Source organism: Streptomyces sp. NPDC001663, assembly GCF_042893105.1.
Taxonomy (GTDB): Bacteria; Actinomycetota; Actinomycetes; order Streptomycetales; family Streptomycetaceae; genus Streptomyces.
In genome coordinates, this window is the sequence record NZ_JBIAUR010000010.1 from 115,045 (window position 1) to 129,801 (window position 14,757).

A 14,757-nucleotide genomic window follows, 5' to 3' on the forward strand; every position below is an offset into this window, starting at 1 on the left:
TAGCCACCTAAATATTAGGAGGCGAGGGAACGTATGTCCTCTCCGTATCGCATCGATGTCCACCAGCACCTCATCCCGCCGGCCTACCGCGAGGTGATGGACCGGCACGGCGCGACGGCCGCCGGCTGGCCCACCCCCGCCTGGGACGCGGCGAGCGCGATCGCGACGATGGACCGCCGGTCGATCGCCACCGGCATCCTCTCGATCAGCTCGCCCGGCACGCACTTCGGTGACGACACCGAGGCCCGCGCGGTCGCCCGCAGCGTCAACGAGTACGCCGCGGAGCTGGCCAAGGACCGGCCCGACCGCTTCGGCTTCTTCGCCTCGCTTCCGCTGCCGGACGTCGACGGCGCGCTCGCCGAGGCCGCGTACGCGCTGGACGAACTGCACGCCGACGGTGTGGTGCTGCTGTCCAACGTCCGCGGCCGCTACCTCGGCGACAAGGCGTACGAGCCGCTGTGGGAGGAGCTCGACGCCCGCGGCGCAGTGGTCTTCATCCACCCCGACGCGCCACCGCTGCCCATGCTGGAGGGCATGCCAGGCCCCCTGCTGGACTTCCCCTTCGACACCACCCGCACCGCCGTGCACATGACGCTCAACGGCGTGATGAGCCGGCACACCCGGATGAAGGTGATCCTCTCCCACGCCGGAGGCTTCCTGCCGTACGCCGCCTGGCGGTTCACCGGCGGCGCCCAGTTCAACCCCGGCACCACACCTCTCGGCATCCTCACCGATCTGCAGCGCTTCTACTTCGACACCGCCCTGTCCAGCACGCCGGCGGCCCTGCCCTCCCTGCTGGCCTTCGCCGCCCCCGGACACATCCTCTACGGCAGCGACTTCCCCTTCGCCCCGGAGGAGTCCGGCGTCCTGCTCGACTCGATGCTCGACGGCCACGAGGGCTTCGAACCCGGCCAACTCGACGCGATCAACCGCGGCAGCGCGGAAGTTCTCTTCCCGCGCCTTGTGGGAGCCTGATCGGGCGGGTGTAATTCCGGCGCGGGCCGAGCAGTGCAATGGGGCGAATTCCAGAGGCCTTTCGCGATCGCCTGAATTCACGATGAAACGATCACGGCAGAGGTGTGCTCGGCGGCCGCCAACTGCGCTCACGATCATTGCCGGGACCGATTGTCAGTGGCGCGTCCTACTCTCGCCGTATGACCTACAGCGTCTGGCACAGGGGCCTCGGCATCACGCTCGACCTGACCGAGGCGGATCTCGGGCACCCCGAATACCCACGGCTGCTCGACGAGATCTACGGCAATTACCAACCGGATCTTCTGTACTGCCTGGAAGCCCATGAGGACGAAGGGTTCATCTGCCCCGGCTTCATGGCCATCCGCAAGGTCAACGGCCGCCCGCACGCCATGCATGTGGCAAAAGGGGAACGCCCCGAGACGAAGGCCGAAAGCGATCTCCACAAGGCGCTCGGGGAATACACCGCCCAGGTCGCCACGGGGGAGGGTTTCCGGGTGAGTCGTCAGGAAGGCGCGGCGCAGGGCAAACACCGCACAGACCTGACCGTCCAGGGCGCCGACAGTCACCGGCTCGGCTACGAGATACAACTCGCCGCCATAGCGGGCGGTTCCGTCGACGAGCGCACCCGCGTCGCGCTCCGGGCCGGCGTCACCCCGCTGTGGCTCGTCAACAACGAGAACGCGATCCCGATCGACCGCGCGCCCTGGGCCCGCCTGAACGTGCAGAGCTGGCGGGACGTCACCGACCGCGCGGCCCTGCCGGTGCGCGGCGGCGTCAAGCAACTGCACATGTCCCGCTGCGACTGGAGCAACCCCGTCCCCTGCCCGCAGCAGGGCGCCGGTCGGTGCGGCGGCAGGCACGGCCTCTGGGAGCCCGTGCGCGGTCTCTACTACGACGACGTCATCCGCCGCACCGCCACCGGCGAACTCGTCTCGCTGTACATGCCGCACCCGGCCGGCCGCCGCGGCTGGCACATGTGGGTCACCCCGACGGACAAGGAGGAGTTCCTCGAAGGCCGCCCGGAACCCCTGCCGGGGCAACCGGTCGCGCCCCGGCTCGGCGAGAAGGATCTCAAGTCCGTTCTCCGGCAGCCCGATTGGGCCGCCGGCGATGTCCTGGAGGCGGGCATACGGACCGAGCTCACCCGCGCGCGTGACGACGAACGGCCCATCGACGCCTCGCTGTGGCACACCGAGCCGGGCCCGTCCGAGTTCTCCCGGCCCTTCACCGTGGGCGAGTTCGTCATCCCCGGCGACCTGGTCGCCGCCCGGCGCACCTTCACCAGGGCGCTCGAGCACTGCGCGGACATCGCCGCGCGCCTGCCGAGCGGTGCGGACATCGCGGCGGGACGCGCCGAGATCGCCGACGACCAGCGTGAACGCCTGGCCGACGCGCGCGAGCGGTGCCGGCGTCTCGCCGAGGAGATGCACACCCATCCCTGGTGGGAGACGGTCGGCGACCGGCACGCGGCGCGGGAGGCACTGACACACGCGGCGACTCACGATCACGTGGCATAGACGTTTCGTCCAAGTGCTGGACTTGTGGCCTAATGGAGGGAAGGGTGGATCAGCGCTGGATCGTGCAAGGACGGGGGCTTGATCGTGCGGGGACCAGGAGTGCGTCATGGCGGCTGAAGCGGGCCTCGATGCCGAGCGGGATGCGATCATCGCCGCGCTCAGACCCGTCGTCGACGGGATCGTCGCGACCTTCGGGCCGGTGTGCGAGGTGGTGCTGCACGACTACCGGCGGCCGGACAAGTCGGTCGTCGCCGTCGCCGGCTCGGTGACCGGGCGGGACGTGGGCGGCGCGATGAGCGAGATCGGAATGCGCGTCCTCGCCCGCGGCGACCAGGCGGCCGACGAGCTGAACTACGCCACCCGCACCCGGGCCGGCAAGCCGGTCAAGTCGTCCACGATCGTGCTGCGCGACTCCACGGGATCCGTGTTCGGCGCCCTGTGCGTCAACGTGGACCTCGGCGCGGTCGGCGAGGCGCACGCCCTGCTCGGCGCACTGGCCGGCCTCGGCCCCGCGGTCGCCGAGGCGCCGGTCACCACCTTCGGCAACGACATCGACTCCGTCGTGGACGCCATCCTCGACGGCCACCGGCTCAGGGAGCACCAGTCCTGGGCGGGGATGGACCGCACCGAGCGCCTCGAGCTGTTCCGCAGCCTCGACGACCAGGGCGTCTTCGCCGTGCGCCGCGCAGTGGAGCAGGTCGCCGCCCGGCTCGGCATCTCCCGCGCCTCCGCCTACAGCTACCTCTCGCAGGCCCGCGCCGCCACCGACCCGACCACCGCAGGAGGACACGCGTGAGCACCACCACCCCGCCGGTCACCCTCGACGACATCCGCGACGCCGCCGACCGGCTCAAGGGCGTCGCGCACCGTACCCCGGTGCTGCGCTCGCGGACCCTCGACGCGCTCGTCGGCGCCGAGGTCTTCCTCAAGTGCGAGAACTTCCAGCGCATGGGCGCCTTCAAGTTCCGCGGCGCCTACAACGCGGCCTCCCGGCTCACCCCCGAGCAGCTGGCCCGCGGCATTGCCGCCTACTCGTCCGGCAACCACGCCCAGGCCGTCGCCCTCGCCGCCCGCGAGCTCGGCACCACCGCCGTCATCGTCATGCCCGAGGACGCCCCCCGCTCGAAGGTCGACGCCACCCTCGGCTACGGCGCCGAGATCGTGACGTACGACCGCTACACCGAGGACCGTGTCGCCGTCGGCGAGGCCCTGGCCGCCGAGCGGGGCCTCGCGCTCATCCCGCCCTACGAGCACCCGCACGTCATGGCCGGGCAGGGCACGGCGGCGCTCGAACTCCTGGAGGAAACAGGGGAGTTGGACGCGCTGATCGTGCCCGTCGGCGGCGGCGGGCTGATCGCCGGGTCCGCCACCGTGGCCAAGGGCCTGCACCCAGGGATCCGTGTGCTCGGCGTCGAACCGGAGGCCGGTGACGACACCAAGCGGTCCCTGGAGGCGGGCCGGCGGGTCAGTATCCCCGTGCCGCGCACCATCGCCGACGGGCAGGCCCTGCACACGCCCGGCGAGCTGACCTTCTCCGTCAACCGGCGGCTCGTCGACGGGATCGCCCTCGTGTCCGACGAGGAGATCCGTGACGCCATGCGGTTCGCCTTCGAGCGGCTGAAGATCGTCGTGGAGCCGAGCGGGGCCACCCCGCTGGCCGCGCTGCTCGCCGGGCGTGCGGGTGCGCTGCCGCGCCGGATCGGGGTCATCGTCTCCGGCGGCAATGTGGATGCGGACCGCTTCGCCCGGCTGTGCGGCAGGGACGCCGAGCAGACGGGCTAGAGGGCCGTCAGGACCAGAACTCGTTGCCCTTGTCGATGTCCTCGACGCACTCGTCGAGGTCGCTGATCTTGTCCCCGACGATCCGGAAGACGATGCCTCCGTTCTCGTCGATCCGCTTGTCGCCCCGCTGGGCGGTGAAGCGGTGCATGGAGACGGCATGGCCACGGCCGTCCACGAGGATGGTGCGCAGCTCGACCTTCATGGTCCCGCCCGTCTCCTCGAAGAGCCGGCGGTAGTAGTCGAGGGCCGCGTCGACTCCCTTGAAGTCGCCGGACAGCGGGTGGCTGCCGGGGACGTGGTGCGTGGCGTCACTGGTCATCAGCGAGCGCAGGGTGTCCATGTCACCGCGCGAGAAGGCTTCGTAGCCCTTGCGGACGAGTTGAGCGTGGGGGTGTTCAGCCACGATGATCGCCACCTTTCTGGTGGTTCGGCGATGGCGGCCTCCGCGCCCCATTCTCCGCTCGTTCGACCGACTTGTCCGCTCAACGGCGTTTTACGCCTTCTCTCGGATGGCGGCGCCGACTGGACGGGCGGACGATGGTGTGGTGGGCGGGGCTCGCAAGGAAGGGAGCCGTCATGCTTGAGATCAAGGCCGTCGACAAGCCCGACGAGCGGCGCGACTTCCCGCGCGGACACCTCGAAGCGTGCCATATGACCGGGCTCGACTTCGCCGTGGGAACCTTCGAACCGGGCTGGAAGTGGTCCGAGTCCGTGGGTCCGATCGCCGGGACGGAAACCTGCCAGGTCCACCACAACGGGTACTGCGTCTCGGGGCGCATGCGCGTACACATGGACGACGGCGCCGAGCAGGAGGTCGGACCGGGCGACGTGTTCGTGATATCGCCGGGGCACGACGCCTGGGTGGTCAGCGAAGAACCCTGCGTGGTCTACGACTTCGCAGGCCAGATGGCGACGGAGTACGCCAAGGCGAAGGGCTAGGACGACATCCCTGCTGCCGGTCCGCTCAGACCGGCAGCAGGTGTGCGATCAACGCGCTGAGCTGGCGGGCGTTGCGGCACTCGTGCATCTCGACCAGTTCGGCGTACTCGGGTGCGGCGGAGTCGCCCGTGCCCCACTGCGCGTGGGGCTCGGGGTTCAACCAGTAGACGCGGCGCGCGCGTTCACCGATGTGCCGTACGGCCGCCAGGTTCGGGTCGCTCATGTTCGTACGGGCGTCGCCCAGCACGAACACCGTGGTGCGCGGGCTCACCGCGTCGCCGTAGCGCTCCGCGAACTCGCCCAGCGCCACGCCGTAGTCGCTGCTGCCGTGCCAGCCCGTGAGGGTCGCCTCCGTGCGGATGCGGGCGCCGAGCCCCTCCGGATCGGCCGTGCCGTGCTCGAGCAGCCCGGTCACCTCGTCGATCCGGTTGACGAAGGCGAACACCCGGATCTTGCTGAACTGGTCGTGCAGCGCCTGCACCAGCAGCATCGTGAAGTCCGAGAACCCGGACACCGAGCCCGACACATCGCACAGCAGGACCAGTTCGGGCCGGACCGGACGGCGCCTGCGCAGCACCGGCTTCATCGGCACCCCGCCCGTCGACAGCGAACCGCGCAGCGTGCGCCGCAGGTCGATGCTGCCGCGCGAGGCACGGCGCCGGCGCGCCGCGAGCCGGGTGGCGAGCTTGCGGGCCAGCGGCTGAACCGTCCTGCGCAACTCGGCGAGTTGGAGCTTGCCGGCGTAGAGGAAATCGACCCGGTCGGGGGTCGTGGCCACCGCACGGCGGGCGAGCTCGTCCCGGTCGCGCCGCTCGGCGACCCGGCGCCGCGCCTCCACGGCCACCTGCCTGCGGAAGGTCTCGATACGCCGCCGGATCTCGTCGTCGAGCAGCCGGTCGCCGAACCCGGAACTCCCGTTCCGCGCCCGGACGTCGTCGCGGACGCGGGCGAACAGCGTCTGCGGACGGAGCCGGTCGAGCGTCTGGTGCGACGACCAGCCGTCCGACCCGGGCGAACCGTAGCCGCCGAACCCGTCGACCGCCTCCGCCGCCAACTGCCCCATCAGGACGGTGTCGCCCGCGGCCAGCGCTGCGGCGAGCCGGTCGCGCAGGTCGTCCCGGTCCCCGGGCCCGGTGTCGGGACCACCGACGCCCCGCGGAAAGTACAGGTCGAAGACCGGGTCGAACACCTGCCGTTGCGCGGGGCCGTGCAGCAGCGTCGCGGCCAGCCCCTCCCGCAGCAGCTCACGGTCCGCGAGCCCCAGCTCGGCCACCGCCTGCGCCGCATCCACGGTCTCGCCGGTGCCGATCCGCATGCCGTGCGCGCGCAACGCGCCGACCAGGGACGTGAGCCGATCCGCGACACCGGGCGCGGTCATACGGCGTCCAGGTCCAGCTTGGCTGATGCCTTCAGGACGTCGTCCTGGTGCTTGAGCAGGACGCCCAGGCTGTCCCGTACGACGGTCTCGTCGAGCGTGTCGGCGCCGAGCGCGAGCAGCGTGCGCGCCCAGTCGATCGTCTCCGCGACCGACGGCACCTTGCGCAGGTCCATCGCCCGCAGCGCACCCACCACCCGGACCACGGAAGTGGCCAGCGCCTCGTCGAGCCCCGGCACCTTCAGCCGTACGATGCGACGCTCCAACTCCTCGTCGGGGAAGCCGATGTGCAGGAAGAGGCAGCGGCGGCGCAGCGCCTCGGACAGCTCGCGGCTGGCGTTGGAGGTCAGCACGACGAAGGGGCGGCGGGCCGCGGTGATCGTGCCCAGCTCCGGGACGGTGACCTGGAAGTCGCTGAGCACCTCGAGGAGCAGGCCCTCCACCTCGACGTCCGCCTTGTCGGTCTCGTCGATCAGCAGCACCTTGGGGTCGTCGCCGCGGATGGCGGTCAGCAGCGGGCGCGGCAGCAGGAACTCCTCGCTGAAGATGTCCGTGCGCGTCTCGTCCCACGTCTCGTCACGGCCGGCGCTGATGCGCAGCAGCTGCTTGGCGTGGTTCCACTCGTACAGCGCCCGGGACTCGTCGACGCCCTCATAGCACTGCAGCCGCACCAGCCGCGCCCCCGCGACCTCGGCCACGGCCTTGGCGAGCTCCGTCTTGCCGACCCCGGCGGGGCCCTCCACCAGCAGCGGCTTGCCCAGGCGGTCGGCGAGGAAGACGGTCGTGGCGACCGCGGGCGAGGCGAGGTAGCCGGTGGCGGCGAGACGCGCGGAGACGTCGTCGACGGAAGTGAACAACGGGACCTCCCAGGTGGGCGACGATGTCTGGCCACCTATCTAAGCGCTTGTTCAGCGTCCTTGTCACCCCGGGATCCGGGAGCCCACCCCGGGTATACCGATCGGTTTCCGCACCTGACCTGGCGCGGTACCCTCGCCGTATGGCCACGACAGACAAGGCGTCCCCCAGGGACCGGCTGCTCGACGCGGCGGCCGAGCTCTTCTACCGCGACGGCGTCTCCATCGGCGTAGAAGCGCTGTGCAGGACGGCCGGAGTCTCGAAGCGGTCGATGTACCAGCTCTTCGAGAGCAAGGACGAGGTGCTCGCGGCGAGCCTGGAGCGGCGCGCGCCCGGATACGCGGCGCAGCTCACGGCCGGTGCGGACGAGGCCGACACACCGCGGGAGCGGATCCTGTACGTCTTCGAGCGGGCCGAGAAGCTCTCGGCCGAGCCCGAGTACCAGGGCTGTCCCTACCTGGCCGCACTCGTCGAGCTGAAGAACCCCGAACACCAGGCGAGCCTCGTCGCCCGCGCGGCCAAGCAGCAGCTGCAGGACTCCCTCCGCGCCCAGGCGGAACTCGGCGGAGCCCGGGATCCCGAGCTCCTCGCCCGTCAGCTGATGCTGATCTTCGACGGCGCGAGCGCCCGCGCCGGCGCCCGCATCGAGACGCTCGACGGGCTCACCACCACGACCGTGACGACGCTGCTGGACGCGGCGGGCGTGCAGTAACGGAAGGGCGGCCGCCGAAGCAGCCGCCCTCCCCGAAGCAGATCGTGCTCATGCGGCCAGCGCCACCGCCTCCACCGCCGGAGCCCGCAGCACCCGCCGGGCCGTGACCAGGCTCGTCCCCAGGGTCACCGCCACGGAGACCGCGATGACCGCCAGGTAGATGCCGATGCCCTGGTGCGGCAGCACCGAGTCGGCGCGGACGACGGTGAACGGGACGATCCCCGCCAGCGCCGCCACGGTCCCGAGGAGCGCGCCCGTCACGGTCACGATCACGCCCTCGGCGGCCACCGTGCGCAGCACCTGCCCCGGCGTCGCCCCCGCCAGGCGCTGCTGCCCGAACTCACGGCTGCGGTAGGTCGTCGCCGCGTACAGCGAGTTGACCAGCATGACGCAGACGAAGACCACGATGATGCCGACGACCGTGAGGTTCAGGGTCTCGAGGTTCTTGGTCTCGACGGACTTCTTCAGCCCCGAGGCCTCGATGGCGTCGCTCTCCACCGCCTGCATGTACAGCGTGGCCGTGGCCATCGCCGTGAACAGGATCAACGGCATGAGGATCCCCGCGAGTTGGTGGACCCGCTCACGCAGATTCCGCACCGCCAGCCAGCCGCTTGCACCGGTCGGCTGCAGCCGGTCCAGCACGCCCGTCAGCAGCCGAGGCGACAGCAGAGCGAACCCGACGGACAGCAGGATCGCCCCGTACGCCGGCGGCGCCATCAGCGCCGCGTCCTTCGCGGAGAACGCGAACGTCGAGGTCACCGCCGTACCGCCCACGCCCAGAGCGGCGTACGCGAGCAACGTCCGCGCCCGGCCGCGCTGTTCACGCCGGCGCGTGGCCCGCCGTACGGCCAGGAACGCGGCACCCGCCGCGGCGAGCAGGGTGACGCCGACGCCGGAGTCCAGCGCGAACACACCGAAGGAGTAGTCCACGGACCGCGCCACCTGCCCGCTGTCGTGGAACGCCCCCAGCAGCGCGTGCCCGCCGAGCATCGCCGGACCGATCGCCAGCACCGCGCCGATGAGCGCCACGGCCACCGCCTCACCGACGACCATCCGCTTGATCTGCGCCGGAGTCGCCCCCGAGCAGCGCAGCAGCTCCAACTCCCCGGTCCGTTGCCGCACGTTGACCGTGAGCGTCGAGGCGACCGCGAAGAAGACCAGCAGGGTGCCGTAACCGCCGACCACGCTGGCCGAGGTGGTCAGGGTGTCGCGGCTGACCGCGTCCACGCCGGGCTGCCCCGCCGTGTCCTGCAGCGAGTTGAACATCATGATGATCACCGCGCCCAGGAACGCCGACAGCAGCGTCGAAAGGAACCGCCCGGGCCGTTGCCGTATCGAACGCATCGCCAGAACGAACATCCCTCACACCCCCGCCGTCACGTCGTCGCCCAGGTGCGCCAGCCGCTCGGCCACCGCGTCCGGGGTCGGCGCGTCCATCCGGCCCACCAGCCGGCCGTCCGCCAGGAACAGCACGGAATCGGCGTACGAGGCGGCGACCGGGTCGTGCGTCACCATCACCACCGTCCGGCCGTGCACCCGCACCGCCGACTGCAGCAGCCGCAGCACGTCCCGCGCGCTGCGCGTGTCCAGCGCACCCGTCGGCTCGTCCGCGAAGATCACCCGGGGTTCGGCGACCAGCGCACGGGCGATCGCCACACGCTGTCGCTGACCGCCGGAGAGCTGATCGGGACGGTGCCCGAGGCGGTCGCCGAGACCGACCTGGTCGAGGATCTCGCGGGCCCGCTTCCGGTCGACACGCTGCCCGGCGAGCTTCAGCGGCAGCACCGTGTTCTGGGCGACGGTCAGGGTCTCCAGCAGGTTGTACTGCTGGAACACGAACCCGATCCGACCGCGCCGGAACCTCGTCAACTCGGCCTCGCTGCCGCCCGTCAGCTCCGTGCCGTCCACCCGCACGATGCCGCTGTCCGGCCGGTCCAGACCGGCCGCGCACTGCAGCAGCGTGGACTTGCCCGAACCCGACGGCCCCATCACCGCGGTGAACGTGCCGCGGCCCAGCCCCAGCGTGACCCCGTCCAGAGCGGTCACGGCACTGCCGTCCGACCCGTACGTCTTGCTGACCTTGACCAGCCGCAGCGCCTCGGCGGCGGGTCCCGTGTCCTGCGTGCGCCGCGCATCTGCCCGAAACATCGTCATCACTCTCCGTCCCGTCCGGCACCCCCTGTGCCCTGCCCAAGAAGCTACGGAGACGACGGGCGCCGCACATTGGGCGCAGAACCCGTATCGCGGGGTGTACCCAGCGACACCTGCGCACTCGCCGACACCCCCGTACGGGCCACCACAACGCGCCGACCCGACCACCCGCCCGGTGCAATGGACCCGTGACCGCGCCCCCGGACGACTGCCTCGCGCGCAACGAGTGGATCTGCGGTGAATACCTGACCACCCGCCGCCAGATCCTCCTCGACGCGGTCCTCCAGCACCTGCAACTGACCATGGTCTCGGTGCTCATCGGACTCGTCCTCGCCGTCCCGCTGGCCGTGCTGGCGCGCCGCTGGCGCTGGTCGGCCGGACCCGTCCTCGGCGTCACGACGATCCTCTACACCATCCCGTCCCTGGCGATGTTCTCGCTGCTCCTGCCCCTCTACGGCCTCTCGGCGGGCCTCGTCGTCGCCGGACTCGTCCTGTACTCGCTGACCCTGCTCGTCCGCAACATCCTCGCCGGCCTGCGCGCCGTCCCCGAGGAGACCCGGCAGGCCGCCCGCGGCATGGGCTACGGCCCCATCCGCCTCCTCCTCACGGTCGAGCTGCCGCTCGCCGTGCCCGCCGCGATGGCCGGACTGCGCATCGCCACGGTCTCGGCGGTCTCCCTGGTCACGGTCGGCGCGATCGTCGGCTTCGGAGGACTCGGCAACCTCATCTACGCCGGCATGAACACCTACTTCAAGGCACAGGTGCTCACCGCGTCCGTGCTGTGCGTGGTGATCGCGATCGCGGCCGACGTGCTGCTCCTCGGCGTGCAGCGCCTGATCACCCCGTGGACCAGGGCGGCCCGCGCATGACGACCCTGACCGACGCCTGGCACTGGCTCACCGACCCCGCACACTGGTCCGGCGACGCCGGCATCTGGCACCGGCTCGCGCAGCACCTCGTCCTCACCGTCGTCTGTCTGGCCATCAGCTGCCTGATCGCCCTGCCGGTCGCGCTCGTGCTGGGCCACCTCGGCAAAGGCGGGGCGCTCGCGGTCAACATCTCCAACATCGGCCGCGCGATCCCCACCTTCGCCGTCCTCGTTCTCCTCCTCCTGACCCCCGTCGGCAACTGGGGCGAGGGCCCGACGGTCGTCGCGCTCGTGCTGTTCGCCGTACCGCCCCTGCTCACCAACGCCTACGTCGGCATGCGCGAGGTCGACCGCAGCGTCGTCCAGGCCGCGCGCGGCATGGGGATGACGGGCCGGCAAATGCTGTTCCAGGTGGAGCTCCCCCTTGCCCTCCCGATGGTCCTGAACGGCGTCCGCATCGCCGCGGTCCAGCTCGTGGCGACCGCGACCATCGCCGCGCTGGCGGGCGGCGGAGGACTCGGCCGGATCATCACGGCCGGCTTCAACCTGGCCAGTACGCCCCAGGTGGTGGCGGGCGCCTTCCTCGTCGCCGTGTTCGCGCTGATCGTCGAGGGGATCTTCGAGGTGGCCGAGCGGCTGGCACCCCGCTGGGCCGGGGGAGCGCGATGAGACGGCGCCGCGCCCTGGCCGCCGTACTGCTGCTGCTCACCGGCTGCTCCACCGGGCCGTCCCTGGAGACCCGCAGCGAGGTCACCGCACCACCCGGCGACAGCCGCCACCTCACCATCGGCTCGGCCGGGTTCACCGAGAGCGATCTGCTCGCCCAGATGTACGCCCTGCTGCTGAACCAGGCCGGCTACAAAACCTCCCTGCTCACGGTCGCCAACCGCGAACTGTACGAACCCGCCCTGGAGTCGGGCCAGATCGACGTCGTCGCCGAGTACGCGGCCACCTTCGCCGACTGGCTCAACGCCAAGACCCACGGGGCCGACGCGCCGCCGGTCGGCTCGCCCGACCACGACGCGACGATGACGGCGCTGCGGCGACTGGCCACGCCGCGCGGTCTCACGGTTCTCGACGCGGGCCGGGCCGTCGACCAGAACGCCTTCGCCGTGAGCGCGTCGTACGCCCGGCAGCATGGGCTGAAGACCCTCAGCGACCTCGGCGCGTCGGGGCAGAGTGTGCGGCTCGCGGCGGGCGACGAGTGCGTCCAACGGCCGTACTGCGAACCGGGGTTGAAGAAGACCTACGGCATCGACGTCACCGCCGTGGACCCCAAGGGCGTAGGCACGACGCAGGCCAAGCGGGCCGTGCAGAACGGCCAGGACCAGATGGTCCTCACCACCACGACCGACGCCACCCTCGACGACTTCGGACTCGTCCTCCTCGCCGACGACAAGCACCTGCAGAACGCCGACTACGTCGTCCCGGTCGTCAACCGCGCCCGAGCGGGTGGCCAGGGGGCCACCAAGGCGCTCGACGGCCTCAACACCGTCCTCACGACCGCCGACCTGGCCTCCATGAACCAACAGGTCGACAGCTGGCGGCGGTTGGCGACGGATGTGGCGCGGACGTATCTGCAGGACAAGGGCCTGTTGAAGTGAATTGTCAGTGGGGCCTTGTACGTTGCGGTCATGGGGATCTATCTGGTCAGTGTCGATGCGCGGGAGTGGTCCAGTGACGACGAGGAGGAGGGTGGGAAGGGGGCGATCGCCTCGGCGCTCAACGCGGAGTTGGGGCGGCGCGGGCTGCCGCCCTACGAGTCCGTAGCGCGGGAAGAACCGGCCGGGTGGTTCGAGGAGAAGCTCAGCCCTCCCATGGACGGGTTCGCCGCGCTGTGCCGAGCCCATCTGACACCGCGGGAACAGGAGACACTCGGCGACTGGTCGGTGCTGGTGCCCGTGTCGCTGGACGAGGAGATACGGCTGCCCATTGGCTCCGCCTACACGGACACGACGGTGATCGCGGGAGCACCACAGGTGCTCGCCCTTGCCGAGCGGTTGGCGGATGTCATCGAGCTCCCGGCGGACGTGCCCGAGACGTCCCAGAACCTCGGTCTGACGTTCTGGTTTCTCGAAGGGGAGGCGAAGGAATTGGCTGCCGCCCGGCCCGGGCCGTGGAGCGAGGACCTGGACACCGCCTTCTACGTCGCGCTGTATCTGCGGGCGGCGCAGTACTCGCTGCGGCGCGGCTGCCCAATGGTTTACTGCTGACGGATTGGTGAGGTGACGGGTCCGTTACGTCGGTGACCGTACTGGTGCGGTGGGGTGGGTTCCCGGGACGGCGGCGGATCGGTACACCCGGTACATGCGGGACAAAAACGGGGGACTCCGCCTGTGGTGGAGCCGATGCAGAGAAGTGTGGGACGGGGCCGAGGTCGAGAAGCGGCCCAAGGGGCTGGCGGACCTCGTCCGGCCCGAGGACGACGTCAACTACAAGGTGTTCTGCGAGACGTATCCCGAACAGCACCTGGAGATGCAACTGGCGCTCGGCGCCTCGCAACGCGTCTTCGACCGGGCCACGGGCGAGACCGTCCAGCGCGTGCTGAAGGGTGCCCTGAGGAACGTCCTGGACGACACCTGCCCGAAGGGGAAGTCCGACGACTATGTGCGGGACTACCTCCAGCGGGAGCTCGCCGAGATACGCGGCTGGCTGGACCAGGACTGCGTGACCGCCGTCAGCCGGGGGCTCAACATCGGTCTGGCGATGGGGGCCGGGGCCGGCGTGCTGCTGCTGGCCGCGCCCCTGCTCTGGGGGCTGCGCGCGCTGAACCACCTGGGCATCACCCTGGACTGCGACGACCGCTGGGGGCTGCTGGGCGTGTTCGTCGCGGGTGGGGTCGGTGCCTTCGGGGCGGTGCTCAGTGTCCTGGTGCGGCTGCGGGGCAGTGTCGAGCAACTGGCACGCCGTCAGGCCGTCGGGAAGGGGAGGGCACCGGTCCCGCCCCGGCAGCTGGCCCGCCGTCTGCGTCATGAGGGCGTCTATCGCGTGGGCGTCGGATGGATCCTCGCGATGGCCCTCTATTTCCTGCTCAGCGGCGGCATCGTGCCCGTCTTCACGGTGCCCGCGACGGCGGCGGACGTCTGCGCCTCCGCGGGGGCCTCGGGTCCGGCGGTCGACGGCACCCAGTTCTGGGGCTTCTGGTGCGCCATCGGATTCGTCGCCGGTTTCAACGAGCGCTGGGCCTTCGGCATCCTGCGGCGCGACACGGCGAGCAGGACCAACAAGGCGACGACCTGATCAGGCGTCCGCCACCGAGTCGAACACCACCTGACCCCGCGGCACACCGAGCGCGTCCGCGTCCACCGACCGCCGCAGCGCCTCGTGCAGCTTCGCCGGGGTCAGCACACCCAGGAAGCGCGAGCCTTCCAGCACGGCGACCCACCCGGCGTCATGCTGAAGCATCACACCGAACGCCTGCTTCAGAGGCGCACCCACCGGCACCCAGGCATTCATCCGGCGCGCACGGTCCCCGACCGAGGCGCCCGCGCTGCCTGAGGCGCCCGTGTTGCCCGAGCCGGCCGTGCTGCCCGACTCGGCCGAGCCGTCCGAGCCGGCCATCCGGCCCGTGCTGCCTGACTCG

The 14,757-nt window shown here is 71.0% G+C and carries 16 protein-coding genes and 1 pseudogene; 11 read left to right on the forward strand and 6 right to left on the reverse strand.

Translation table 11 applies throughout. The annotated features are described in order from the left end of the window. Positions 1-33: 33 nt before the first annotated feature. The 4 genes from ACFY1L_RS30685 (at position 34) to ACFY1L_RS30700 (ending at position 4,274) form a co-directional block, all read left to right on the forward strand. Positions 34-975, forward strand: coding sequence for an amidohydrolase family protein (locus ACFY1L_RS30685; protein ID WP_388831299.1), 942 nt, complete (start codon positions 34-36; stop codon positions 973-975). Between the two features lie 179 nt (positions 976-1,154). Further along, positions 1,155-2,492, forward strand: coding sequence for a hypothetical protein (locus ACFY1L_RS30690; RefSeq protein WP_388831301.1), 1,338 nt, complete (start codon positions 1,155-1,157; stop codon positions 2,490-2,492). Between the two features lie 106 nt (positions 2,493-2,598). Then, complete coding sequence (locus tag ACFY1L_RS30695) at positions 2,599-3,288, forward strand: transcriptional regulator (RefSeq protein WP_388831303.1); 690 nt, start codon at positions 2,599-2,601, stop codon at positions 3,286-3,288. Continuing rightward, on the forward strand, positions 3,285-4,274 hold the full coding sequence (locus ACFY1L_RS30700) for a threo-3-hydroxy-L-aspartate ammonia-lyase (protein WP_388831305.1): 990 nt from the start codon (positions 3,285-3,287) through the stop codon (positions 4,272-4,274). The genes ACFY1L_RS30695 and ACFY1L_RS30700 overlap by 4 nt, the downstream gene beginning before the upstream one ends. 7 nt (positions 4,275-4,281) lie before the next feature. On the opposite strand, the gene ACFY1L_RS30705 is transcribed toward ACFY1L_RS30700, so the two are convergent. Beyond that, on the reverse strand, positions 4,282-4,677 hold the full coding sequence (locus tag ACFY1L_RS30705; RefSeq protein ID WP_388831307.1) for a nuclear transport factor 2 family protein: 396 nt from the start codon (positions 4,675-4,677) through the stop codon (positions 4,282-4,284). 173 nt (positions 4,678-4,850) lie between these two features. Here ACFY1L_RS30705 and ACFY1L_RS30710 point away from each other — a divergent pair, with 173 nt between their 5' ends. Continuing rightward, positions 4,851-5,213: a cupin domain-containing protein gene (locus ACFY1L_RS30710; RefSeq protein ID WP_388831309.1), complete on the forward strand. Its 363-nt coding sequence runs from the start codon at positions 4,851-4,853 to the stop codon at positions 5,211-5,213. A gap of 25 nt (positions 5,214-5,238) precedes the next feature. On the opposite strand, the gene ACFY1L_RS30715 is transcribed toward ACFY1L_RS30710, so the two are convergent. Together ACFY1L_RS30715 and ACFY1L_RS30720 are read right to left on the reverse strand one after the other, a co-directional pair. Next, positions 5,239-6,591: a VWA domain-containing protein gene (locus ACFY1L_RS30715; RefSeq protein ID WP_388831311.1), complete on the reverse strand. Its 1,353-nt coding sequence runs from the start codon at positions 6,589-6,591 to the stop codon at positions 5,239-5,241. Next, positions 6,588-7,445, reverse strand: a complete 858-nt coding sequence (locus ACFY1L_RS30720) for an AAA family ATPase (RefSeq protein WP_388831313.1) — start codon at positions 7,443-7,445, stop codon at positions 6,588-6,590. The genes ACFY1L_RS30715 and ACFY1L_RS30720 overlap by 4 nt, the downstream gene beginning before the upstream one ends. Positions 7,446-7,585: 140 nt before the next feature. Here ACFY1L_RS30720 and ACFY1L_RS30725 point away from each other — a divergent pair, with 140 nt between their 5' ends. Then, positions 7,586-8,155, forward strand: coding sequence for a TetR/AcrR family transcriptional regulator (locus tag ACFY1L_RS30725; protein WP_388831315.1), 570 nt, complete (start codon positions 7,586-7,588; stop codon positions 8,153-8,155). A gap of 48 nt (positions 8,156-8,203) precedes the next feature. Here the strand turns inward: ACFY1L_RS30725 and ACFY1L_RS30730 are convergent, their stop codons facing one another. Both ACFY1L_RS30730 and ACFY1L_RS30735 read right to left on the reverse strand, forming a co-directional pair. Further along, complete coding sequence (locus tag ACFY1L_RS30730) at positions 8,204-9,514, reverse strand: FtsX-like permease family protein (RefSeq protein ID WP_388831317.1); 1,311 nt, start codon at positions 9,512-9,514, stop codon at positions 8,204-8,206. A gap of 3 nt (positions 9,515-9,517) precedes the next feature. Further along, complete coding sequence (locus ACFY1L_RS30735; protein WP_388831319.1) at positions 9,518-10,309, reverse strand: ABC transporter ATP-binding protein; 792 nt, start codon at positions 10,307-10,309, stop codon at positions 9,518-9,520. A 185-nt stretch (positions 10,310-10,494) separates the two neighbouring features. Here ACFY1L_RS30735 and ACFY1L_RS30740 point away from each other — a divergent pair, with 185 nt between their 5' ends. The 5 genes from ACFY1L_RS30740 (at position 10,495) to ACFY1L_RS30760 (ending at position 14,414) form a co-directional block, all read left to right on the forward strand. Next, positions 10,495-11,175, forward strand: coding sequence for an ABC transporter permease (locus tag ACFY1L_RS30740; RefSeq protein ID WP_388831321.1), 681 nt, complete (start codon positions 10,495-10,497; stop codon positions 11,173-11,175). After that, entirely contained in the window at positions 11,172-11,843 is a 672-nt protein-coding gene (locus tag ACFY1L_RS30745) for an ABC transporter permease (RefSeq protein WP_388831323.1), read from the forward strand. Before ACFY1L_RS30740 ends, ACFY1L_RS30745 begins: the two co-directional genes overlap by 4 nt. Beyond that, positions 11,840-12,778, forward strand: a complete 939-nt coding sequence (locus tag ACFY1L_RS30750) for an ABC transporter substrate-binding protein (RefSeq protein ID WP_388831325.1) — start codon at positions 11,840-11,842, stop codon at positions 12,776-12,778. Before ACFY1L_RS30745 ends, ACFY1L_RS30750 begins: the two co-directional genes overlap by 4 nt. Positions 12,779-12,808: 30 nt before the next feature. After that, positions 12,809-13,387 carry a hypothetical protein gene (locus tag ACFY1L_RS30755; RefSeq protein ID WP_388831326.1) on the forward strand — a complete coding sequence of 193 codons (579 nt, stop codon included), beginning with the start codon at positions 12,809-12,811 and terminating at the stop codon, positions 13,385-13,387. Between the two features lie 145 nt (positions 13,388-13,532). Continuing rightward, on the forward strand, positions 13,533-14,414 hold the full coding sequence (locus tag ACFY1L_RS30760) for a hypothetical protein (protein ID WP_388831328.1): 882 nt from the start codon (positions 13,533-13,535) through the stop codon (positions 14,412-14,414). Here ACFY1L_RS30760 and ACFY1L_RS30765 read toward each other — a convergent pair. Then, positions 14,415-14,663 (reverse strand): annotated as a pseudogene (locus ACFY1L_RS30765) (ABC transporter ATP-binding protein); the annotation flags it as partial. Positions 14,664-14,757: the final 94 nt, after the last annotated feature.